General features: G+C 36.1%; 23 protein-coding genes. 5 read left to right on the top strand and 18 right to left on the bottom strand.

Translation table 11 applies throughout. The annotated features are described in order from the left end of the window. Nucleotides 1-92 precede the first annotated feature (92 nt). Entirely contained in the window at nucleotides 93-1,868 is a 1,776-nt protein-coding gene (locus KO524_RS11170) for an MFS transporter (RefSeq protein WP_219294062.1), read from the bottom strand. 206 nt (nucleotides 1,869-2,074) lie between these two features. On the opposite strand from KO524_RS11170, the gene KO524_RS11165 reads away from it, so the two are divergent. Further along, nucleotides 2,075-3,043 carry a hypothetical protein gene (locus KO524_RS11165; RefSeq protein WP_219294060.1) on the top strand — a complete coding sequence of 323 codons (969 nt, stop codon included), beginning with the start codon at nucleotides 2,075-2,077 and terminating at the stop codon, nucleotides 3,041-3,043. Nucleotides 3,044-3,060: 17 nt separating this feature from the next. On the opposite strand, the gene KO524_RS11160 is transcribed toward KO524_RS11165, so the two are convergent. Continuing rightward, entirely contained in the window at nucleotides 3,061-3,615 is a 555-nt protein-coding gene (locus tag KO524_RS11160; RefSeq protein ID WP_219294058.1) for a Smr/MutS family protein, read from the bottom strand. After that, nucleotides 3,605-3,814: a hypothetical protein gene (locus KO524_RS11155; RefSeq protein ID WP_219294057.1), complete on the bottom strand. Its 210-nt coding sequence runs from the start codon at nucleotides 3,812-3,814 to the stop codon at nucleotides 3,605-3,607. The genes KO524_RS11160 and KO524_RS11155 overlap by 11 nt, the downstream gene beginning before the upstream one ends. Before the next feature lie 189 nt (nucleotides 3,815-4,003). Here KO524_RS11155 and KO524_RS11150 point away from each other — a divergent pair, with 189 nt between their 5' ends. Together KO524_RS11150 and KO524_RS11145 are read left to right on the top strand one after the other, a co-directional pair. After that, the gene (locus KO524_RS11150) at nucleotides 4,004-4,285 is read left to right on the top strand and encodes a DUF2752 domain-containing protein (RefSeq protein ID WP_219294055.1); all 282 of its coding nucleotides are present in this window, start codon (nucleotides 4,004-4,006) and stop codon (nucleotides 4,283-4,285) included. 11 nt (nucleotides 4,286-4,296) lie between these two features. Further along, a complete protein-coding gene (locus KO524_RS11145) occupies nucleotides 4,297-4,638 on the top strand; it encodes a CCC motif membrane protein (protein WP_219294053.1) in 342 nt (113 codons plus the stop codon). Between the two features lie 54 nt (nucleotides 4,639-4,692). Here the strand turns inward: KO524_RS11145 and pdxH are convergent, their stop codons facing one another. The 5 genes from pdxH to pyrR all read right to left on the bottom strand — a co-directional run bounded on the left by pdxH (nucleotide 4,693) and on the right by pyrR (nucleotide 8,231). Then, a complete protein-coding gene (pdxH, locus tag KO524_RS11140) occupies nucleotides 4,693-5,337 on the bottom strand; it encodes a pyridoxamine 5'-phosphate oxidase (protein ID WP_219294051.1) in 645 nt (214 codons plus the stop codon). Nucleotides 5,338-5,348: 11 nt separating this feature from the next. Beyond that, nucleotides 5,349-6,254: a ribonuclease Z gene (locus tag KO524_RS11135; protein ID WP_219294049.1), complete on the bottom strand. Its 906-nt coding sequence runs from the start codon at nucleotides 6,252-6,254 to the stop codon at nucleotides 5,349-5,351. A gap of 94 nt (nucleotides 6,255-6,348) precedes the next feature. Next, nucleotides 6,349-6,681: a ribonuclease Z gene (locus KO524_RS11130; RefSeq protein ID WP_219294047.1), complete on the bottom strand. Its 333-nt coding sequence runs from the start codon at nucleotides 6,679-6,681 to the stop codon at nucleotides 6,349-6,351. A 38-nt stretch (nucleotides 6,682-6,719) separates the two neighbouring features. Further along, the gene (locus tag KO524_RS11125) at nucleotides 6,720-7,646 is read right to left on the bottom strand and encodes an aspartate carbamoyltransferase catalytic subunit (RefSeq protein ID WP_219294045.1); all 927 of its coding nucleotides are present in this window, start codon (nucleotides 7,644-7,646) and stop codon (nucleotides 6,720-6,722) included. 39 nt (nucleotides 7,647-7,685) lie between these two features. After that, nucleotides 7,686-8,231 (bottom strand): bifunctional pyr operon transcriptional regulator/uracil phosphoribosyltransferase PyrR, encoded by a 546-nt coding sequence (gene pyrR / locus KO524_RS11120; protein WP_219294043.1) that lies wholly within the window; start codon nucleotides 8,229-8,231, stop codon nucleotides 7,686-7,688. 182 nt (nucleotides 8,232-8,413) lie between these two features. Here pyrR and KO524_RS11115 point away from each other — a divergent pair, with 182 nt between their 5' ends. Both KO524_RS11115 and KO524_RS11110 read left to right on the top strand, forming a co-directional pair. Next, complete coding sequence (locus KO524_RS11115) at nucleotides 8,414-8,731, top strand: YbjQ family protein (protein ID WP_219294042.1); 318 nt, start codon at nucleotides 8,414-8,416, stop codon at nucleotides 8,729-8,731. A 54-nt stretch (nucleotides 8,732-8,785) separates the two neighbouring features. Then, nucleotides 8,786-9,811, top strand: a complete 1,026-nt coding sequence (locus tag KO524_RS11110; protein ID WP_219294041.1) for an META domain-containing protein — start codon at nucleotides 8,786-8,788, stop codon at nucleotides 9,809-9,811. Nucleotides 9,812-9,901: 90 nt separating this feature from the next. On the opposite strand, the gene KO524_RS11105 is transcribed toward KO524_RS11110, so the two are convergent. From KO524_RS11105 to hutH, 10 genes are all read right to left on the bottom strand, one after another. Beyond that, nucleotides 9,902-12,445: a M1 family metallopeptidase gene (locus KO524_RS11105; protein ID WP_219294040.1), complete on the bottom strand. Its 2,544-nt coding sequence runs from the start codon at nucleotides 12,443-12,445 to the stop codon at nucleotides 9,902-9,904. A gap of 243 nt (nucleotides 12,446-12,688) precedes the next feature. Beyond that, nucleotides 12,689-13,561 (bottom strand): succinate--CoA ligase subunit alpha, encoded by an 873-nt coding sequence (sucD, locus tag KO524_RS11100; protein ID WP_219294039.1) that lies wholly within the window; start codon nucleotides 13,559-13,561, stop codon nucleotides 12,689-12,691. 92 nt (nucleotides 13,562-13,653) lie between these two features. Continuing rightward, a complete protein-coding gene (locus KO524_RS11095; RefSeq protein WP_219294038.1) occupies nucleotides 13,654-14,019 on the bottom strand; it encodes a nuclear transport factor 2 family protein in 366 nt (121 codons plus the stop codon). After that, complete coding sequence (locus tag KO524_RS11090; protein ID WP_219294037.1) at nucleotides 14,016-14,951, bottom strand: UDP-3-O-(3-hydroxymyristoyl)glucosamine N-acyltransferase; 936 nt, start codon at nucleotides 14,949-14,951, stop codon at nucleotides 14,016-14,018. Before KO524_RS11090 ends, KO524_RS11095 begins: the two co-directional genes overlap by 4 nt. A 42-nt stretch (nucleotides 14,952-14,993) precedes the next feature. Beyond that, the gene (gene efp, locus KO524_RS11085; RefSeq protein WP_219294035.1) at nucleotides 14,994-15,560 is read right to left on the bottom strand and encodes an elongation factor P; all 567 of its coding nucleotides are present in this window, start codon (nucleotides 15,558-15,560) and stop codon (nucleotides 14,994-14,996) included. A gap of 18 nt (nucleotides 15,561-15,578) precedes the next feature. Further along, nucleotides 15,579-16,364: an acyl-ACP--UDP-N-acetylglucosamine O-acyltransferase gene (gene lpxA, locus KO524_RS11080; protein WP_219294033.1), complete on the bottom strand. Its 786-nt coding sequence runs from the start codon at nucleotides 16,362-16,364 to the stop codon at nucleotides 15,579-15,581. Nucleotides 16,365-16,375: 11 nt separating this feature from the next. Then, nucleotides 16,376-17,767 (bottom strand): bifunctional UDP-3-O-[3-hydroxymyristoyl] N-acetylglucosamine deacetylase/3-hydroxyacyl-ACP dehydratase, encoded by a 1,392-nt coding sequence (locus tag KO524_RS11075; protein WP_219294031.1) that lies wholly within the window; start codon nucleotides 17,765-17,767, stop codon nucleotides 16,376-16,378. A 53-nt stretch (nucleotides 17,768-17,820) separates the two neighbouring features. After that, nucleotides 17,821-18,834, bottom strand: a complete 1,014-nt coding sequence (gene lpxD / locus KO524_RS11070) for a UDP-3-O-(3-hydroxymyristoyl)glucosamine N-acyltransferase (RefSeq protein WP_219294029.1) — start codon at nucleotides 18,832-18,834, stop codon at nucleotides 17,821-17,823. A 30-nt stretch (nucleotides 18,835-18,864) separates the two neighbouring features. Beyond that, nucleotides 18,865-20,100 (bottom strand): HD domain-containing protein, encoded by a 1,236-nt coding sequence (locus KO524_RS11065; protein ID WP_219294027.1) that lies wholly within the window; start codon nucleotides 20,098-20,100, stop codon nucleotides 18,865-18,867. A 101-nt stretch (nucleotides 20,101-20,201) separates the two neighbouring features. Then, on the bottom strand, nucleotides 20,202-21,710 hold the full coding sequence (hutH, locus tag KO524_RS11060; protein ID WP_219294025.1) for a histidine ammonia-lyase: 1,509 nt from the start codon (nucleotides 21,708-21,710) through the stop codon (nucleotides 20,202-20,204). Between the last annotated feature and the right edge of the window lie 105 nt (nucleotides 21,711-21,815).

Below are 21,815 nucleotides of genomic sequence, written 5' to 3'. Positions count from 1 at the left end.
TTATGTTTTATCAAATTCAGGGCAAAATTAATCTAATTTACAGAACTTTACCTCCTAATTCGCTGTACATTTTTAAAAAATAAGCTCAATTTTTAACTGTCTAGTGCATCAATATCAATTTGCTGTTTCATCAGAACTTTTTTAACTACTACAGCAAAGACCAATAAGTACACAAAACACAATAAGGGTACCCAATAGGAATTATGGATTCCAATAATATCGGCCAGTTTTCCTTGAATAGGTGGAATGATACCCCCACCCAAAATCATCATGATTAAAAAAGACGAGCCCTGAGCGGTATATTTACCCAAACCAATAATCGCCAGATTAAAAATGGCCGGCCACATTATACTACACGCCAAACCACCAGCCAAAAAGGCATAAATAGCAAGAATACCTTCGGAAAACAATCCGACGCTTATAGCAGAAACACCGAAAATACTAAATAACAATAGGGTTCTTGCTGAGCGGTCTTTACTCAAAAAAGAGAAAATGATTTGAATAATTACACAGATAATATAATAGTACAAGGGCTCCATATCGTTGCCCGCCAAAACGTTCACACCTATGATTACGAAATAAGCCAATAGCGGCACTACGATTAAAGCCATGTTTTTCTTAAATCCCTTTAACGAAAAAACACTTACAGCACCTGCCCAACGCCCAATCATCAAACTTCCCCAATACATAGATACATACGGCGCAATTTCGGATGAATGCAGTCCTCCAAATTCATCTAATTTCAATAACTCACCAAGATTACTTCCAATCCCCACTTCCACTCCTACATAAGCAAACAAAGCAATCATTCCCAAAACCAATTGCGGATACTGCATGGCCCCCCAACCTTCACTTCGTTTTTGACTACCTTTATAGGCGTAAAACAGTGAACCCAAAATAATTACTAAGCCCAAAGCCAACCAAATCATTCTTTGATGTTCAATAGGTTGTTTAACTTCTTTTATATTTTGCTGCAACTGCACTATATCAGACTGGCGTTTGTCCAATTCTTGCGGAATCAAATCCAGCGTTTTAAGCTCCTCTTGTTTGCTCTCCAAAAGAGATTCCATTTCTAGAACTCTTGTATTTGCTTCACTTTTATAGGTTTGAAAAACCGGTATAAAAACCAAAATCAATAAAAATGTCATGACCAATAGAACTTTTAAAGCTTTATTCGCTTTTTCCATCGGTTCTCCCAAAATACCATCGGGAACTTTTTTTGAAAAATAAAACATGGCTGCGGCAATCACAAACAAAATTCCCACAGCGGCGTATAAAAGACTTGTGGTATCTAAAGTCAAATGTTTAATTTGATCATCCGTAATTGACGACGTACTTCCAAATAAGGCAAAAGCTACAATTAAGGGACCTATTGTTGTTCCCAATGAATTGATTCCGCCACCTAGATTAACTCTACTGGCACCCGTTTTTGGGTTTCCCAATAAAATAGCAAAGGGGTTGGCCGCTATCTGTTGTAAGGAAAAACCTAAGGCAACTATAAATAGTCCAATCAATAATCCGACATAGAAATTGGTCTGAACAGCCCAAATCATCACTGCTGCCCCTGCTGTTGAAAACAACAAACCATAAACGATACTTCGTTTATACCCCCATTTGGAAACCAAATCTTTGCCTTTGACAGCACTAAACACAAATAAAAAAAGAGATCCAAAATAATAAGCCGTATAAAAGGCAAAATCAATTAATTGCGATTGGAATTGATCTAGGGAAAAATAGTTCTTACAAAACGGTATAAAAATACTATTACCCGCAGAGAAAAAACCCCAAAAGAAAAATACCGTTACTAAAGTGTATAAGGCCGGGTAATTTGTTTTAATAACAGCTGTAGTTTCAGTAGTCTCTTTCATTAACATAATTTTTAGATTTCAAATATACCGTTTTCTAAAAAAATCTAAGCCTTTAAAGTTGGTATTTCTATCTATAAATAACTTATTTTTGTCACTATATAATTTTACTATAAGATAATCGTTCGTATCCGTGTTTTTATTACCCATATATAGTGATTAAAATAGCAGGAAAAACGGTAAGCTTATAAATAAATATAAACTTTATTATGAAAAGATTGTTGAGTGTGGGTATGCTAGCCTTAATATTTAGTAGTTGTAACGATGGAGACATCGTTTACAAGGAACTCAATTTCGAAAACCAAGCCGTTCAAAAGTGTTATGATAAAGATTTATACTATAAAATCAATGCCAAGGACATGATGATTTTAAAAGTAGATCCGAATTTACTCATTGATTCCAACCTTAAATTGGGTGAGGAAAAAACCTTTGAAATTGGCACTTCCCTAGAGCTTATTTATAGAACTTACGATGAAATGGCCGATAGCAAATCAATTTGTGAGAGTCTACCTCCTGCTAAACCCGTGGTGGTATCGGAAATGATGGCCAATCCAGGAGGGACAGCATTAATCGTTAGAGATTTGAGAATTCAAAAAAATGAACTGATTACAGAACCTACTGTACTTAATTATTTTTATACCATAAACTTTAGAGATATCAGCTTTAAGGATGGCGATACGAATATCAATCAAACCAAATTATATTTTGGAGAATATAAGTACAAAACGAACAACTTAACTTTTAACTTTGACGGCATCATAAAATTTTGTGACGAAACCAAAGCTACGAGACTGGTTGTCAATAGCGCCACAGAAGCGATGGTACTAAACATTGCTGCAGATGTTTTAAAAAACGAAGAAAAAACAGTGAGTTTTAGCTTAAGTGAAACCGAAAACCTTAATTATAAAGCCTATACCATCTCAGGTGGGGCCATTGATCAGGTTAAAGCTTGTAGTGATGAAACCGTGTTTGGAGAAACCATACAAATCGAAAACTGGAATGCTACCACCGGTACACTTAAGGTAGTTACTACCAAAGTGATTCAACCGGAAAACAATCCGGAGCAAAAAGTAGAATACTTACATAAACTCTCATTAGAAAATGTGGTTTTCAATAAAGAAGGCAAATCCTTTGTAAGAGATGTTGTCCCGTTTGGAGAAATCACCACTCAATTATAAAAACAAAAAATCCCAACTTAACGGTTGGGATTTTGTTTTATATATACTTGGGTTGCACCCAATCCGTATTTTTGATAATTAGCATCTTCAAAAATCACTTCTGGATAACGAGCAAATAGGTAATCCAATTCCAATTTCAATACGCCTTCACCTATACCGTGAATAAAAACAACTCGAGGAATCTTATTGCGGATTGCAAACTCCACTTGTCCCCTAGCAGTATCCACTTGCAGTGTTAATATATCGTGATTACTCATCCCTCTAAACGAAGGTACCAATTTCTCTATATGCAAATCTACCTCTAATATAAACTCTTCCTTTTTCGATTTTTTCTCTTTTACAAAAGAGCGTTTTACAGTACCCTGCTTATCTAATAAGGCAGCTGAAATCGACGAAATCGTTGCTGCTTGTTTTAACTCCGAAGTATCGCCTGTTTTTAATAATTCGCGAAGTTGGTATTTCAGTAAAAAACCATCCTCCGTTTCTATAGTAACTTCCGTTTGGTCAATAGCCACCACTATTCCGCTTTGATCTTCATCTAAAACAGAAACTAAATCACCTTTATTTATCATCGTTAGTCGTATTTGAAGGTGCGTTTGGCGTTGAATCTGACGTTGTATTACTCGGAACTTTGGACATCAATCGCATCATCCCGTAAAAAAACAAAACGACTCCAACAATCTGAATCCAAATATTGGGATGCGTTTTGGTTTGTTCTAAAAATGCCCAAGCAATAAAAATCAAAGTAACGATAATGTATATTGTTTTCATAATTATCTAATAGTTTTAAAAAAATGGCCTTGATTCCCTACGCCTTCAAAAAATCGACTTTTCACGATATAAAAAACACGGTTTTACTCCAAATCATATTTTAGCAAAAATAAAGAACTTTAAAAAATTGTACTAATTATTTAATTACATTTTTTTTTTGTAAAATTGCGTTAAATTAAAAAGTTCCCCATGGAAAAATTGATGTTGCCCTGTCTAAATAAATCAATCTTTGGTATTGATTGCTTTGGCTGTGGTACACAAAGAGCTGTTGCTTTAATTGGACAAGGAGAATTTGTAAGAGCCTTTTATATGTTTCCTGCAATTTACACTTTAGTTTTATTTTTCGGGCTTGTCTTTTTAAATTTTATCGATTTATCACGGAATTACCATAAAGCGATTATTATAGTAGCGCTTATCAACGCTATTATCATGGTTGGATCGTATGTTTTAAAAATGTTTATTCTAATTTAACAAATAAAGTAATGGAGAATCAGTTCGTACAAAAGTTACCCAATTCCAATACTGTACTCGTTTTGGGTATCGTATCATTAGTTATGTGTTGTTGTATGGGAGCTGGCTTAATTCCTTCTATTATTGGGCTGGTTTTAGCCAATAAAGACAGTAAATTATACCACTCAAACCCAACGGCTTATTCGGGTTATCAAAACTTAAATACCGGTAAAGTACTCTGTATTATTGCCTTGATAATCGGTATTATCAATTTGTTGTCCAATCTATATATTTGGGCTTTTGTTGGAATGGACAATTTTAAAGAAGCCATGGAAGAGTTTCAATTGCAATTGCAACAACAACAGCAACAGTAAACTATTCTATATGACAATAAAAAAGCATGGCTGCTTTTTTATTGTCATATATTTTTATGGAGCCAAACGCTCTATCTTCCAATCTAAATCCGCTTCTAAAGTATAACGGATACGATCGTGTAAACGATTGGGCCTGCCCTGCCAAAACTCTATGGAAACGGGTTTTATTAAAAACCCACCCCAATGACTCGGCCTAATTAACTCCTTGTTAAGCATCTGACTTTCCAAATCTGTCAATTGTTGATATAAATAAGCGTAAGAAGAAATCACTTCACTTTGAGGTGACACCATGGCTCCCAATCTACTTCCTTCGGGACGACTGTTAAAATATGCATCCGATACAGTTGCTGGAACCTTTTCAGCAATTCCTTTAATAATTACTTGGCGCTCCATAGAAGGCCAAAAAAAAGACAAGCCTACTTGTGGATGTGCGCTTATAGCCTTCCCCTTTTCAGAATGGTAATTGGTATAAAACACAAATCCGTTTTCGTCGTATTTTTTTAACAACACTATCCTCGCTTTTGGAAAGCCATCTAATCCCAATGTAGAAACCGTCATGGCATTGACTTCCTCAATACCAGCATAGGCTTCAACTTCGTGAAACCATTTCCTAAATTGCATCAGTGGATTGGCATCCACCTCGGACTCGATTAAAGCACTTTTTTCATAGGATTTTCTGTAATTACTTAAATCACTCATATTTACTGCTTTTAAAATTCAAATTCTTTTCCGTCATCTGCACAACTCACATATGGAAAAATCGTCTCAGCTTCTTTCTTAAACAAGTTAATATCGGTATATCGGGTCGAATAATGACCTAAAATCAACTGTTTTACCGCTGCTTTTAATGCTATGGTCGCTGCCTCTTTTGCCGTAGCGTGTTTGGTTCTTTCGGTATAGTGCGACTCCGATTCTAGAAAAGTACTCTCGTGGTAAAGCACATCTACTCCTTTTACAAGCGGTATTACCGCTTCATTATACATCGTATCAGAACAAAAGGCATAACTTTTAGGAGGAGCGGGATCGTAAGTAATATCTTTATTCGCTACTACCGTTCCATCGTCTAAAGTGATATCACTACCGTTTTTTATCTTTTGATAATAACAACTTTCAATACCCAAATCCTCTATGGCACCAATTTTTAATTTGCGTTCCCCACTTTTCTCTTGAAATAGAAATCCATTAGTATAAACGCGATGAATTAATGGAATAGTCGATACAACTACTTGAGCATCTTCATAAACCACCTCGCTATCGGGACTCTCCAATTCATGGAAATACAGGTTATAGCCTGTAAATGAATTGGACAACCTCAGTTGCAATAAAATGACTTCCTTAATTCCCTTAGGACCATAAACGTGTAAATCGTTTTGCCTATTCAAGAGCATAAAAGTTGAGATTAGCCCGATTAATCCGTAAAAATGATCGCCGTGTAAATGAGAGATAAAAATGTGGCTAATACGAGAAAATTTAATCTTTTTTTTTCGCAATTGAACCTGAGTACCCTCACCACAATCGATTAAAAACATATGATTTTTAATCTCTAAAACTTGTGATGTAGGGTTGGTCATCGTTCTAGGGGTTGCTGCATAACAACCTAGTATGGTTAATTTCAAGATGAAGTTTTTTAAAGAATCAATGTATGAAAGTACGAAATATATTTTAGGAATAGGTCAAAAAAAAAGCTTAATAATTAAGCTTTTCTTTTTTTTAAAATCCCAAATCTCTTTCGATTTCGTCCATTTCGATAATATCGTGAGCTTCCTGTACACTCGGCACTATAATTAATTCCTCGTCAAAATCGTTATAATTTACAGACGACATGACTAAGACAAGCGATTTCTTGTTTTCAGTTTGCATACTTACCAACTCTAAAAATTGATTTAAGGATTCCAATTCCAGCACTGGCTCCTGGCTTAAGTCAAAAATAAGGTTGTGTTTTTTTAAAGTTTCGTATTGCGTCTTTACTTTCGCAATAAATTCGGTGATAGTATCCTCGCTTTTTTTTATTACGAGGGTATGTCCCTTTTCTTTAATCTTCATTTCTATAAATTTTTATAAAGAGCTAAGGTATGGATTTATTATTTAATTTTTGAAGCTAATAGGTATATCACTGCCATACGCACTGCTACACCGTTTTCTACCTGATCCAAAATAATGGATTGTTGCGAATCGGCTACATCTGAGGTCAGCTCAACACCACGGTTAATCGGTCCGGGATGCATGATTACAATTTCTTTATTTAGCGAATCCAACAAAGCTTTATCCAATCCATACTGTTGTGCATATTCTCTAGTTGACGGAAAATAATTCACATCCATACGTTCATTTTGCACGCGCAATACATTGGCCACATCACACCATTCCAAGGCTATTCTCAATTGGGGTTCTACCTTTACACCCAAACTTTCTATATGTTTTGGTATTAGTGTTTTAGGCCCACAAACCCGTACTTCTGCCCCTTGCATTTGCAAGGCAAAAATATTGGACAATGCCACCCTCGAGTGCAAAACATCACCGATGATAACCACCTTTTTTCCTGCAACCTCACCCAACTTCTCGCGAATAGAATAACTGTCCAACAAGGCTTGAGTAGGATGCTCATGAGCTCCATCGCCAGCATTGACGATACTTGCCTTAACGTTTTGAGATAAAAAATGAGCAGCTCCTGCATGACTGTGACGCATAACAACCATATCCACTTTCATCGCCAAGATATTGTTAACGGTATCCAACAGCGTTTCGCCTTTCTTTACAGAAGATTGAGCTGCAGAAAAACTGATTACATCGGCCGACAATCGTTTCTGAGCCAGCTCAAAAGACAATTTTGTTCGGGTACTGTTTTCGAAAAAGATATTGGCAATGGTAATATCTCGTAAAGAAGGCACTTTTTTAATAGGTCTATTAATTACTTCTTTAAACTGATCGGCAGTTTCAAAGATTAAATCAACATCATTTTTTGTAATGTATTTGATTCCCAACAAATGGTTTACACTTAATTCTTTCATCGTGCAATGGATTGCTCTATGTTATTAATTTTCCTTTTTCTAATCGTTTTGTATCAAAAAAACCCCGTCTTCCAAACTGTTGCTTTCGCCCCAGCTAACCAAAACCTTTTCGTCGTTGATAGCATCCACTTGACGGCCTCGATAATCGGGCTGAATGGGTAAATGGCGACTAAACCTTCTGTCAATTAAAACCAAAAGTTCAATCTCTGCCGGACGTCCAAAAGACTGTATCGCCGTTAAGGCCGAACGAATACTTCTTCCAGTGTACAATACATCGTCTATAAAAATTACTTTTTTGTTTTCAACCAAAAAATCAATCTGCGTTTTATTGGCTTCTAAGGGTTTTTGATTTCTTCTAAAATCATCTCGAAAAAAAGTAATATCCAAAAAGCCCAAGCTGATATCTTGAACAGCATATTCCCTTTCAATAATTGATTTAATTCTTTCGGCTAAAAATTTACCGCGAGGCTGAATTCCAATCAGAATCGTATTCGAAAAATCCAGGTGTTTTTCGACTAACTGACAAGCCAAACGATGCAGTATGATATTGACTTCTTTTGAAGTAAGCAATACTTTAGGATCCATAATGAAGTGTTGTGTTTGGGATGTAAAAGTACAATTTTTTCTGCTTTCAAAATAATTTTTTCAAATAATCATTGTTTGCTAATCTTCTTAAAACCGAATTGCAATTTTTAATTAATTCTTGAGAAATTTATTTTAAAAATCAAAACTTAGTATATTTATACCTTCATATTAATATAAGATTCATGATAATTACAACAACACCCACTATCGAAGGTCACCCTATTAAAGAATACAAAGGCATAGTAACTGGCGAAACCATTATCGGAGCGAATGCTATTAAGGATTTTAAAGCGAGTTTTACCGATTTTTTTGGTGGTCGTTCTACCTCTTATGAAAAAGTTGTCATCGAAGCTAAAAACACAGCCTTACAAGAAATGCAAGAACGCGCTAGACAACTGGGAGCCAATGCTATAGTCGGAATTGATTTGGACTATGAAACCATTGGTCAATCGGGCAGTATGTTAATGGTTACAGCCAGTGGTACAGCGGTATTTATTTAAAAAATAAATCTTGGCAGGCTATTTGCCTATGCTATTCAAAATAAAAAATAGATTATGAGAAAAAGCACACTTATGGTTACTTTATTCACAGTAGTAACCGCAGTAACACTTCAAGCTCAAGTTGTACAGCGTATTTTTATTAAGGAAAACACCAGCCCATGTACAGGTGTAGCCCCGATGAATTGTTTAAATGTACGATTTGACAACGCCACCAACTGGGAATTATTTTACAGCAGTATAGAGGGTTTTGAGTATAAACCGGGATTTCAATATGAATTGTTGGTAGAAGAGACCGCATTACCTAAAGATCAGGTACCGGCAGATGCTTCATCAATCCGTTATAAATTAAAAAAGGTGGTTTCTAAAACAGCCGCCTCAAAAGCGATATGGAACACCAATTGGACCTTAGTAGAATTAAACGGAAAAGCCATACATACCGACGCGGTAAAAGTAGAATTTAATGCGGGAGCAAACAGTGTCTATGGAAAAAGCGGTTGTAATAATTTTAATATGCCATTAAGTGCCAATAAAAAGGGAACTAAGATAGTTACCAAACATGGTGCGGGAACCTTGATGGCTTGCCAACCCGATTTGATGAAGCTGGAAGATGACTTTTTAAAAACCTTAGCGGCTAAAAAAATAGACTTAAAAATAGTAGATGGTCAACTTCAATTGATTCATAAAAAAACCGTTTTAATGAAGTTTGTTAAAACCGTTGAAAAAGACCATAGTGCCTTAAAATTCATTTCTAATAAAAAATGGAAACTGATTCAAATGAACGGCAAAATGATTGAAAAAAGCAATCCTGAAATCACTTTTGACGTCGAAAACAAAAAAGTAAACGGCAGAACGGGCTGTAATAATTTCTTTGGTGCTTTAGATATCACAGACACAAAAGTGCATTTTGGAGCCGTAGGCATGACTAGAATGGCTTGTATGGACCAAGTAGTTGCTAAACAAGAAAATGAGTTTGTGGGCTTATTGAATGAATCGGACTTAACTTATGATGTGGCCGATCAAACTTTTAATATTTATAAAAACAACCAATTGGTTTTAATGTTTGGATTAACTGATAACTAATACTTAGTTTATTGCAGTTCACAATTAATCTTAAACATGCATATATAAACATAAAAAAGCTGCCTTTCGGGCAGCTTTTTTATGTTTATATCAATCCATTTTATCGACCGTTTGTTGCAGTAATTCCCATTGTTTTTTAAGATTTGTGTTTTTGACTTTATCTTTTTCATAGGCTATTTTTTTAAGGTCAGCTGCCGTTTGCGTCATTCGTTTTATCAGAGTAGCCGCCTGTTCGCTTTGTTTTTTTAAATAGGCATAATACAAGCTATACAATTGCACTGCTGTTTGGGTTGCCTCGTCGGTATCGTTACTCATTACCCATATAAAACCTTTTTCCAATTGATCACCAACTGCGGCATCTTGACTTTTAGCAAACAGATAAAAAGCTGTTGTCTGAATGACTAAGTCTGCCTTAGACAGATTGTTTTCAGCTACCCAAACGGGGATAAAAGCCGTAATTAACTCTTCACTGTTTTTAATCACCTCTTCATCTATTCCGCTTTGATAATCCACAAATCGTATAGGATCATTTTTTAAGATGCCATCAATAGCGGCAGATTGTACGCGAAATGATTTGCTTTTAGCGGCCGTATCGAATAGATCTTCATCGAATTCCCCTGCTTGATTCAACGCGATAATAGCTTGTGCTTGAACCAGGGTCTTAAGATCGTTTCTAACTATATTCTTCAAGAGTGGAACCACTGCTTCTACAATCGCTGGCGAAGTCAAATTCAAGTTGTTAATAGCCAAAGCGCGAATACCATCATTATGGTCTGACAAGGCTGCAACCAACCCTTTTAAAGCTTCTCCATCAGTGGTTTGCTGCTCTGCAAAAGCCAATACAGCTTGTTTACGCGCCACAAAATTGGCTGGAGCATATTGATACTGCAAACGGTATTCCGCAATGGACTTAGAGGCCTCTGTAAGGTCAGATAACAATACTTGATCGGCATTATATATAATGACTTCTGGTTTTTTGGAAACGCTAAATTCAATCAAATCACGTTGTTTTGCCGCCACCCATATATGTTGTCGCGTTACTTTACCGTTCACCACTATATCAATAGCATAAGGGAATTCAAAATAATTTTCACCCTGTTGTTCCAATTCGATTATTACTTTTTTATTTTTGGCATCAAATTCCGATTTGACTACCATATTGGGCTGTCCACTACCGAGAAACCATTGATTAAAAAACCAATTCAAATCACGCCCACTAACATCTTCAAGTGCTAAGCGCAATTGTGTATATTCCGCCTTACCAAATTCATTGTCCTTTAAATATTTACTTAAACCTTTAAAAAAAGCCTCATCACCCAAATAATTTCGTAACATATGCAAAATGGCCCCTCCTTTATTGTATGTCACTTGATCGAACATATCTTCTTGGGAGCGGTAATGCATCCGAACTAAATGCTTGTCGAAATGATCACCATTTTTATAGGATTCTATTTCAGCGTCTAAATTTTGATCCGCTTTCTCCTTTCCATACTTATGTTCTACCCATAAGTACTCGGAATAATTCGCAAAAGCCTCATTCATAGAAAGATTGGACCAACTCTCTGCCGTAACCAAGTCGCCAAACCAATGGTGAAACAATTCATGAGCAATAACCGTCTCAGCCGTATTTTCGTCTATAAGTTGTCCGGGTTTCTGCTGTACGCCATCATTGAATAGCGAAGCGGTGGTATTTTCCATAGCACCACTTACATATTCGCGGGCTGTCATTTGCGCGTATTTATCCCACGGATACGGATAGTCGAGCAAATTAGAGAAGAATTCCATCATTTCAGGTGTATTTCCGAAAATATCACGAGCATAGTCTTTATAAGCGGGTTCCACATAATAATCGACATCGATGCTTCGCCATTTATCTTTTACCACAGCATAATCGCCAATTCCTACAAAAAACAGATAGGGAGCGTGCTTTTGAGTCATCTTCCAATAGTCCGTTTTAGTACCGTCATTATTGTTGATACTACTCACCAACAAACCATTGGATAAGGACAGGTATTTTTGAGGGTAAGTCAAATAAATCTCTTGAGAGGTTTTTTGATTGGTTTTATCAATTGTTGGAAACCAGCAGGAAGAGGATTCGCTTTCGCCCTGTGTCCAGATTTGTGTAGGCACTCCAGTTTGTATGCCCTCAGGATTGATAAAATAAATCCCTTTTGCATCGTTGATTGCTTGACTCCCCTCTTGTTTTACTTCATTGGGTCGCGCTGTATATTTAAGGTGTATGGTATAGGATTCGTCCCTTTTATAAGTTCGATCCAAATCAATATTGATTTTTAGTCCATCATAAGTAAACTTTAATTTTTTGGTTTTCGTTCCTACAATCAAATCTACTTGATGAATCAACATGGCTTTGGCATCCAATTCCAAAACTGCAGTTGGATAAAAATGCGGCTTCAGCGTAATCCACGCATCGCCTAAAACCTCTTGTTTGGCATAGTCAAACTTTAAATCCAATTTGGTATGCACCAAATTATTGATGCGTTCCGGTTCTGCGCGATATACTTCCAATGGAGTTACATCATTCTTTAGATAACTCGGCGGTAATGTTTGCACTTGGGCAAAAGTCATGGCACTACATACTACTGCTAACCATAGTGCGATTCTTTTCTTATTCATAGCAATATCTTTATAATTTGACACGGATTTGTACCAAAGGCAGCTTTTTATGATGCTGTTCTAAGTCATTGACAAGAGTTCGTACCAAAAGTACATTTACAATTAAGTTTAAAGGTAATTATCCAATTTATATAAATACCTTATTTTAAGAATATTTTAATTTTGGAAATCGGGATGGCACAAACGAAAAAACCAGTAATCGACAAGATTACTGGTTTTATATGGTACTGTTTTAGTTTATGACTAACCCAAAACTTCTTTTACTTTTTTACCAATCTCTGCAGGAGAATCTACCACATAGATACCACATTCTTTCATGATGCGTTTTTTAGCTTCTGCCGTATCATCAGCACCGCCAACAATTGCCCCAGCATGTCCCATTGTTCTACCTTTAGGAGCAGTTTCACCAGCGATAAATCCAATTACTGGTTTTCTGTTTCCATCAGCCTTAATCCAACGAGCAGCATCAGCTTCTAATTGACCACCAATTTCACCAATCATAATGATTGCTTCTGTTTCTGGGTCGTTCATTAACAATTCAACCGCTTCTTTAGTAGTAGTTCCAATAATTGGATCTCCCCCAATACCAATAGCAGTAGTGATTCCCAAACCTTGTTTTACAACTTGGTCAGCAGCTTCATAAGTTAATGTTCCTGATTTAGAAACAATTCCTACAGTCCCTTTTTTGAAAACGAAACCTGGCATAATACCAACTTTAGCTTCTCCTGGAGTGATTACTCCTGGACAGTTAGGTCCGATTAGTCTAGAGCTTCTTTCTTTAACGTAATTATTTGCACGAATCATATCAGCAACTGGGATACCTTCAGTAATCGTAATGATTACTTTAATTCCTGCATCAGCAGCTTCCATAATAGCATCAGCAGCAAAAGCTGGAGGTACGAAAATAATTGATGTATCTGCACCTGCTTGTTCAACTGCATCTAAAACCGTATTAAATACAGGACGATCTAAATGAGTTGTTCCTCCTTTTCCTGGAGTTACACCACCTACAACATTTGTTCCGTATTCAATCATTTGAGATGCGTGAAAAGTACCTTCACTACCTGTAAATCCTTGAACTATTATTTTTGAATCCTTATTAACTAAAACACTCATGATTTTGTTTTTTTTATTTAAATTTCGTTATACAAAAATAACCATTTGAAAGCAATCTGTGAAACTTTTATTGCTTTAATAATTACTACTTACTAAATTACTAAGTGACTCATCTGGTAGCCGCGATACAGTTGGTTATCTTTTATTTCCCAAGTTGCAAAGAAAGTCGCTAAAACCAACTCTTCATCGGGGTTTTCAAAGGTAGTAACATAATGAGTATAGCGAATGCTGACCTCATTTTCTGCGCTAATTACTTGATGAATTTCACATCGTAAAGAATAATAATTCAATCGAATTTCCTTCGAAAGCGCTAAGATATCCTGTTTATCCAGTTGAATAAATCCTTTAGAGCTGGTCCAATCAAGCAATATATCTTCATGAAGTACCTCTTGAAGATAACTCTTACTTAGAATAGCTACGGATTCATAAAACTTTACAACGATATCTTTTGCGGTCATATATTCTTTACTTTAATTAGAATTTCAGGAAGTTTTTTAATATTGGCCAATTGTTTTAATTTCTCTCGAGACTCTTCTATAGGTGTTCCAAAATAAACCTTCCCCCCTTCAATGGACTTGGTTACTCCTGTTTGCCCTAATACTACTGCTTTTTCACCGATGGTGATACCGCTAGTAGTTCCTACTTGTCCCCAAAGAGTCACTTCGTCTTCCACAATAACACAACCGGCTATACCGGTTTGCGCTGCAATAAGACATTTTTTACCAATTACCGTATCGTGTCCGATATGTACTTGATTATCTATTTTTGAACCTGCTCCAATAGTAGTATCACCGGTTACCCCGCGATCTATAGTACAAGCCGCTCCGATAGAAACTCCATTTTCAACAACCACTCTTCCACATGAAATCAACGGATCGTATCCCTCTGGGCGTTTTTTGAAATAAAAGGCATCTGCTCCTAAAATAGCTCCAGCATGAATCACTACATGATCTCCGATAACGGTTCCATCATAAAGAACTACATTGGGATGTATCGCACAATTCTGTCCAATAATTACACCATTGCCTATAAAAACATTGGGTTGAATCTGCGTTCCTTCACCTATTTGGGCATCGGCAGCAATTGCCTTTACCGCAGGTTTAAAAGGATTAAAATAGGTTGACAACTTATTAAAATCCCTAAAAGGATCATCGGATATCAACAAAGCTTTTCCTTCAGGACAGGGTACATCTTTATTGATCAATATGATAGACGCTTTAGAATTTAAAGCTTTATCATAATATTTAGGGTGGTCAACAAAAACGATTTCTCCTGTGTTTACAACATGAATTTCATTCATACCATAAACTTCAAACTCTGGATTACCTATAAATTTACAGCCTATAATTTCAGCTATAGTTTGCAATTCTTGAACGTTCTTAAATCTCATTTATCTGAGTTAAATATATTGAAAGTTTCTATCAAAAACTAATTATTCTTTAATACGTTCGATGTAAGCACCGTTTGAAGTATCAATTTTAATTTTATCTCCTTCATTAATAAACAAAGGCACGTTTACCGTAGCCCCCGTTTCTACTGTCGCTGGTTTGGTAGCATTCGTAGCCGTGTTTCCCTTAACTCCTGGCTCTGCATAAGTAACTTCTAACACAACCGAAGAAGGCATATCAACAGCGATAGGCATATCGGTTTCCGTATTGATTTGCACCATTACATTTTCTCCTTCTTTTAATAAATCTGGAGCATCTAAGATGTTTTTCAATAAAGTGATTTGTTCGAAAGTCTCTACATGCATAAAGTGAAACTGATCACCTTCTGGGTATAAAAACTGAAATTTATGTGTTTCCACACGGATTGGATCAATTTTATGTCCTGCAGAAAAAGTATTATCCAATACTTTTCCGTTAGTCAAACTCTTCATTTTAGTACGTACAAACGCAGGGCCTTTACCCGGTTTAACGTGTAAAAATTCCGTTATTTTGTATATATCGTTATTGAATTTGATGCACAATCCATTTCTAATATCTGATGTACTTGCCATTTTTTATCGTTTTATAAATTAATAAATTCCCGTATAACCTTTCATAATCCCTCTTGAGGAATTTCGAATAAACATAATAATCTCGTCGCGTTCTGGAGTTGCTTCCAAATCGGCTTCGATGATACTTAATGCTTGAGTGGTATTGTAATTTTTTTGATAGAGAATTCTATAAATATCTTGAATTTCACGAATTTTTTCCGTGCTAAATCCACGTCTTCTAAGACCTACAGAGTTGATACCAATAAAGGACAAAGGTTCTTTAGCAGCTTTAGCATAAGGTGGCACGTCTTTTCTAAGAAGTGAGCCTCCAGAAATCATGGCATGATCTCCGATATTGATGAATTGATGCACTGCCGAAAGTCCTCCAATAATGGCATAATTTCCGACCGTTACATGTCCTCCAAGCAACACACCGTTAACAATAATTACATTATCGCCAATATGGCAATCGTGTGCTATATGTGCTGTAGCCATAACCAAACAGTTCGAACCTATGGTGGTTTTTCCTGAGGCAACAGTTCCTCTATTGATGGTTACACATTCCCTAATGGTAGTATGGTCGCCAATGATGGCCAAGGAATCTTCTCCTCCAAATTTTAAATCCTGAGGAACAGCTGAAATAACAGCTCCTGGAAAAATATTGCAATTCTTTCCAATTCTAGCTCCCTCCATGATAGTAACGTTGGATCCTATCCAAGTCCCCTCTCCAATCTCAACATTATTATGGATCGTTGTAAAAGGTTCAATCACTACATTTTTAGCTATTTTTGCTCCTGGATGAACATAGGCTAAAGGTTGATTCATACGATCTTTTTTTAGTTTTGTTTTTTCACTATTTGCGCCATTAATTCTGCTTCAGTGACAAGTTTTCCATTGGCATAAGCATTGGCTTGCATATGACAAATTCCTCTACGGATTGGAGATAATAATTCCAATCTAAAAGTTAAAGTATCTCCTGGTAAAACTTTATGTTTAAATCTAACGTTGTCTATTTTCATAAAATACGTCAAGTAATTCTCTGGATCTGGAACTGAGCTTAAGATAAGAATACCGCCGGTTTGCGCCATGGCTTCCACTATTAAAACTCCCGGCATAACCGGTGCTCCTGGAAAGTGTCCAACGAAGAAAGGTTCATTCATCGTTACATTTTTCAATCCTACTACATGAGTTTCGGACATTTCCAATATTTTATCGACCAATAAGAATGGCGGACGATGTGGCAGCATAGCCATAATTTGCGTACTGTCCATCAAAGGCTCTTTGTGCAAATCATAGACCGGAACTTGATTTCGCTTTTCCGCTTTAATAATTTTGGATAGTTTTTTAGCAAATTGCGTATTGACAAAGTGCCCCGGTTTATTGGCTATGACTTTACCTCTAATACGGGTCCCAACCAAGGCCAAATCACCAATAACATCCAATAATTTATGACGGGCTGCCTCATTGGGATGATGCAAAGTCAAATTATCTAATATTCCGTTTGGTTTTACGTTAATGGTTTCCTTTCCGAAAACCACTTTAAGATTCTTCATGGTCTCTTCTGAAATATCCTTATCAACATAAACGATGGCATTGTTTAAATCCCCTCCTTTAATTAATCCATGAGACAATAAAGTTTCTAATTCGTGTAAAAAGCTAAAAGTTCTAGAATTGGCAATTTCATCTTTAAAATTACTCAGCGATTTTAAAGTAGCGTTCTGCGTACCCAATACTTTGGTACCGAAATCTACCATAGCCGTTACTTGATACGTATCGGATGGCATTAAGATAATTTCACTACCCGAAGCTTCATCAACATAAGATATTACTTCTTTAACTATATACTCTTCTCTTTCTGCATCTTGTTCTACCACACCAGCTTTTTCAACAGCCTCAACAAAATATTTAGACGAACCATCCATAATTGGAGGCTCTGATGCATTTACTTCAATAATTACATTGTCTAAATCACAACCAACTAAAGCAGCCAAGACATGCTCCGTAGTTTGTACTTTAACGCCTCTTTTCTCTAGATTAGTTCCTCTTTGAGTATTTACCACATAAGTAGCATCTGCTTCGATAACAGGGTATCCCTCCAAATCCATTCGTACAAATGAAAATCCGTTGTTAATTGGCGCTGGTTTCAAGGTCATTTTCACTTGCTGTCCAGTATGAAGTCCAACTCCTTCTAGGGATATTTCATTTTGGATGGTTTTTTGTTTAACCATAGTAGTATATTTTATTTTTAAACATTTTCACACTTTATACGTATTATAAAGTATTATTTCTTTTTCAAATCATCAATTTCTTGAACGATTTTTGGTAAATTTTTAAAATGTATATACGATTTCAAAAAATCGTGATACGGCAATTGCGGCGATCCCTGAACCGATTCATTATCGCTTAAGCTTCTACTGACTCCGGTTTGGGCCTGAATCTTAACATGATCGCCAATCACGATATGTCCTACGATTCCAACCTGTCCTCCTATCATACAGTATTTACCTATTTTAGTTGATCCGGCTACTCCAGTTTGCGAAGCTATTACAGTGTGTTCTCCTATTTCTACATTGTGAGCAATTTGAATCTGATTGTCCAATTTAACCCCTTTTCGAATATAAGTAGATCCCAAAGTTGCTCTATCTATCGTAGTACCTGATCCCACTTCAACATCATCTTCAATGATTACATTTCCGATCTGTGGTACCTTGGTATAACTGCCATCTTCTGAAGGAGCAAATCCAAATCCATCTGATCCAATTATTGCACCAGAGTGAAATGTACAATTTTTTCCGATTATAGTTTCCGAATAAATTCGAACTCCTGCAAATAAAACGGTATTATCTCCAATAACCACATTATCTCCAACAAATGTATTGGGATAAATCTTTACATTGTTTCCAATTTGAGTATTTTTTCCAATATAACTAAAACTGCCCAAATATAAATCGTCACCATAAACAACTCCTTCTGAAAGTACAGACGGTTGTTCTATGCCCGACTTCATCAATTTCACTTGATTGTAATATTCCAATAATTTAGAAAAGGACTGGTAAGCATCATCTACTTTAATCAAAGTAGCTTGTATTTCGTGCTCGGGTTCAAAAGTCTTATTGACAATAACTACCGAGGCTTTGGTACTATAAATGTGGCTTAAATATTTCGGATTGGCTAGAAAAGTCAATGAACCAGCCGTACCTTCTTCGATTTTGGCCAATTTATGAACCTCAATCGTAGAATCTCCTACAATTTCCCCATCTAAAACGCCCGCTATTTGTCCTGCTGTTATTTTCATCACCGCAAAAATATAAAATATTATTGAAATTTAGGTTTCTAATAAGGTTTTTGGGTAACAAACAAAATACTTTGTTACTGGTTTTGAAAGCGCTTTTAGATTTAATTGATCAGAAGCGTCCAAAACATCGACTACTTCCTTGTTTTTTTTCAAAATTCTAATGGGTTCTTCCGATTTTTTATAGGCTTGATTTTTCACTTTACCCTTAAAAATAAAATAACTCGCTTCCTCCTTACTTCTATTGTTTTTTGTCATCCATTGCAAACGCATCTCCTCCACCTCTTCTTTAGAAACTTTTTCCGAAATTAATCTAATTTTTAACAAATCGCGATTAATAATCATCCGACTGAGCTCCGACAACACATAGTCGTCGTGAAATTGCCAACTTTTTAAGGCTCCGATAATATCAGAATCGTCCAAAAGCGCAAATTGCTCCAAGGCATTTTCATCAAAGTCTTCTAAAAAAATTTGATTTTTCAGGAAAAACTGCAAGGCATTACTACACCATAAATCCTTTCCTTTATGAGTTAACTCCTTCGCTCTTTTTAAAACCCGCATAAGTATCAATTCAGCACAGACACTGGTTTTATGCAAATAAGCCTGCCAGTACATCAATCTACGGGCAACGATAAATTTCTCTACAGAATAAATTCCTTTTTCCTCAACAACTAAGGTGTCATCATTGACATTAATCATTTGAATCAAACGTTCAGAATTGATGTTTCCCTCCGCAACACCACTGTAAAAACTATCTCTTTTTAAATAGTCCATACGATCCATATCCAATTGACTCGAAATCAATTGCAACATAAACTTACGATGATATTGCCCTTTAAACACTTGAATTGCCAAAGACAATTGCCCATCAAACTCTTCGTTTAATCGATTCATAAACAACAGCGAAATGGACTCATGAGAGAGGTTCTCAACTATACTGTGCTCCATGGCATGCGAGAAAGGACCATGTCCTATATCGTGTAATAATATCGCAATATAAAGTGCAGTTTCTTCTTCTTCGGAGATTTCTATGTTTTTAGAACGCAATACCTGTACCGCTTTCTGCATCATATGCATACAGCCTAAAGCATGATGAAATCGAGTGTGATGTGCGCCTGGATAAACCAAATACGACATGCCCATTTGAGAAATCCTTCTCAGTCGCTGAAAATAAGGATGTTCAATCAAATCATACAACAGCGTATTGGGTATGGCAATAAATCCATATATAGGATCATTTAACAGCTTTAGTTTATTTATTGTAGTCAAAAGGATTTAATTTTAATCCAAACAAAGATAGGAATATATAAAAAAAAACCACACTTTTTAGAGACAAAAGTGTGGTCTTGTTATACTTTGATACTAAGATACTAATAAAAGACCTCAGAATCTATTTGAAAAGAATTTAAGAAAGATATCGATTTTTGAATATCATAATGCAAAATACGATCTTCATTAACAAACGGTACATCCAATCTATAAATACCGATAAACGATTCGATCAATTCACTAGATTTCAATGGTTTTCTAAACTCTAATGCCTGACTAGCATTCATTAATTCAATAGCCAAAATACGCTCTAAATTCTCGAGTATTCTCAAGGTTTTTGTAGCTCCATTTGCCCCCATACTCACATGATCCTCTTGCCCATTACTAGACACTATACTATCAACACTTGCCGGAGTAGCTAATTGTTTATTTTGACTAACTATACTTGCTGCGGTATATTGTGGAATCATAAAACCGGAGTTTAATCCTGGATCATTAACCAAGAAAGGAGGTAAACCCCTTGTTCCTGAAATCAACTGATAGGTTCTACGTTCAGAAATATTACCCAACTCAGCCAAAGCTATCCCCAAGAAATCCAATCCCAGCGCCAAGGGCTGTCCGTGGAAATTTCCTCCAGAAATGATTAAGTCTTGACTGTGAAACACATTTGGATTGTCAGTTACAGAATTGATTTCTGTTTTAAAAATCTTAGACACATAGTCTATAGTATCTTTAGAAGCACCGTGTACTTGAGGAATACATCTAAAAGAATAAGGGTCCTGTACGTGTTCTTTATGTTGTGCGATAATTTCACTGCCTTCTAAAACTTCAGTAAAGAATTTAGCGGTTAAAATCTGACCTTTGTGTGGACGAACCAAGTGAATCAATTCATTGAATGGCTCTATACGCCCATCAAACGCTTCTAATGAAACTGCACCAATCAAATCGGACAAATACGATAGTCTTTGTGATTTCATCAAGATATAACAACCGTAGGCACTCATAAACTGAGTTCCATTCAACAAGGCTAATCCCTCTTTGGATTGCAACTTAATCGGTTCCCAACCCAATTGCGTTAAGACTTCTTTAGCCGGTTGCTGTACACCTTTATAATATACTTCTCCCTCCCCGATTAAAGGTAAAGACAAGTGTGCTAGCGGAGCCAAATCACCCGAAGCTCCAAGAGACCCTTGATTGTAAATAACCGGTAAAATATCTAGATTGTAAAAATCAACCAAGCGTTCTACCGTGATTAATTGCACCCCAGAATTCCCAAAACTAAGTGATTTTATCTTTAGTAGTAACATGATTTTCACTATCTCTTCAGGAACCAACTCTCCGGTTCCGCAAGCGTGAGATTTTACTAAATTTTCTTGAAGTTTAGAAAGGTTTTCCGTGTCAATTTTTACATTGCACAACGAACCAAAACCGGTATTAATTCCATATATAGGCGCATCCTGAGTTCGCATTTTCTCATCTAGATAAGCACGGCAGTTTTCAATATTTGCACGAGCTTCTTCGGAGAGCTCTATTTTTTTATTTTCTATAATAATTTTCTGAAGTGTTTCCATTGAAAAAACATCAGAACTTATATAATGTATTTCTTCCATTATTGCTCACGTATTTAAAAGTCAAATTTCATCATTAAGAGCTTAAAAAACAACTATTAATTGGAAAATGACCTACTTATTTAAAAATCATTGACTGACAGCTTA

Source organism: Flavobacterium sp. NKUCC04_CG (genome assembly GCF_019345525.1).
Classification (GTDB): domain Bacteria; phylum Bacteroidota; class Bacteroidia; order Flavobacteriales; family Flavobacteriaceae; genus Flavobacterium.
Note: the sequence above shows the minus strand (reverse complement) of the source record. Positions and strands in the feature narration are given on the sequence as shown.

What these genes read in the sequence shown, in the direction of transcription:
- KO524_RS11170 (WP_219294062.1), bottom strand. Translation starts at nt 1,868, where the DNA reads ATGAAAGAGACTACTGAAACTACAGCTGTTATTAAAACAAATTACCCG.
- KO524_RS11165 (WP_219294060.1), top strand. Translation starts at nt 2,075, where the DNA reads ATGAAAAGATTGTTGAGTGTGGGTATGCTAGCCTTAATATTTAGTAGT.
- KO524_RS11160 (WP_219294058.1), bottom strand. Translation starts at nt 3,615, where the DNA reads ATGATAAATAAAGGTGATTTAGTTTCTGTTTTAGATGAAGATCAAAGC.
- KO524_RS11155 (WP_219294057.1), bottom strand. Translation starts at nt 3,814, where the DNA reads ATGAAAACAATATACATTATCGTTACTTTGATTTTTATTGCTTGGGCA.
- KO524_RS11150 (WP_219294055.1), top strand. Translation starts at nt 4,004, where the DNA reads ATGGAAAAATTGATGTTGCCCTGTCTAAATAAATCAATCTTTGGTATT.
- KO524_RS11145 (WP_219294053.1), top strand. Translation starts at nt 4,297, where the DNA reads ATGGAGAATCAGTTCGTACAAAAGTTACCCAATTCCAATACTGTACTC.
- pdxH (WP_219294051.1), bottom strand. Translation starts at nt 5,337, where the DNA reads ATGAGTGATTTAAGTAATTACAGAAAATCCTATGAAAAAAGTGCTTTA.
- KO524_RS11130 (WP_219294047.1), bottom strand. Translation starts at nt 6,681, where the DNA reads ATGAAGATTAAAGAAAAGGGACATACCCTCGTAATAAAAAAAAGCGAG.
- KO524_RS11125 (WP_219294045.1), bottom strand. Translation starts at nt 7,646, where the DNA reads ATGAAAGAATTAAGTGTAAACCATTTGTTGGGAATCAAATACATTACA.
- pyrR (WP_219294043.1), bottom strand. Translation starts at nt 8,231, where the DNA reads ATGGATCCTAAAGTATTGCTTACTTCAAAAGAAGTCAATATCATACTG.
- KO524_RS11115 (WP_219294042.1), top strand. Translation starts at nt 8,414, where the DNA reads ATGATAATTACAACAACACCCACTATCGAAGGTCACCCTATTAAAGAA.
- KO524_RS11110 (WP_219294041.1), top strand. Translation starts at nt 8,786, where the DNA reads ATGAGAAAAAGCACACTTATGGTTACTTTATTCACAGTAGTAACCGCA.
- KO524_RS11105 (WP_219294040.1), bottom strand. Translation starts at nt 12,445, where the DNA reads ATGAATAAGAAAAGAATCGCACTATGGTTAGCAGTAGTATGTAGTGCC.
- sucD (WP_219294039.1), bottom strand. Translation starts at nt 13,561, where the DNA reads ATGAGTGTTTTAGTTAATAAGGATTCAAAAATAATAGTTCAAGGATTT.
- KO524_RS11095 (WP_219294038.1), bottom strand. Translation starts at nt 14,019, where the DNA reads ATGACCGCAAAAGATATCGTTGTAAAGTTTTATGAATCCGTAGCTATT.
- KO524_RS11090 (WP_219294037.1), bottom strand. Translation starts at nt 14,951, where the DNA reads ATGAGATTTAAGAACGTTCAAGAATTGCAAACTATAGCTGAAATTATA.
- efp (WP_219294035.1), bottom strand. Translation starts at nt 15,560, where the DNA reads ATGGCAAGTACATCAGATATTAGAAATGGATTGTGCATCAAATTCAAT.
- lpxA (WP_219294033.1), bottom strand. Translation starts at nt 16,364, where the DNA reads ATGAATCAACCTTTAGCCTATGTTCATCCAGGAGCAAAAATAGCTAAA.
- KO524_RS11075 (WP_219294031.1), bottom strand. Translation starts at nt 17,767, where the DNA reads ATGGTTAAACAAAAAACCATCCAAAATGAAATATCCCTAGAAGGAGTT.
- lpxD (WP_219294029.1), bottom strand. Translation starts at nt 18,834, where the DNA reads ATGAAAATAACAGCAGGACAAATAGCGGGCGTTTTAGATGGGGAAATT.
- hutH (WP_219294025.1), bottom strand. Translation starts at nt 21,710, where the DNA reads ATGGAAGAAATACATTATATAAGTTCTGATGTTTTTTCAATGGAAACA.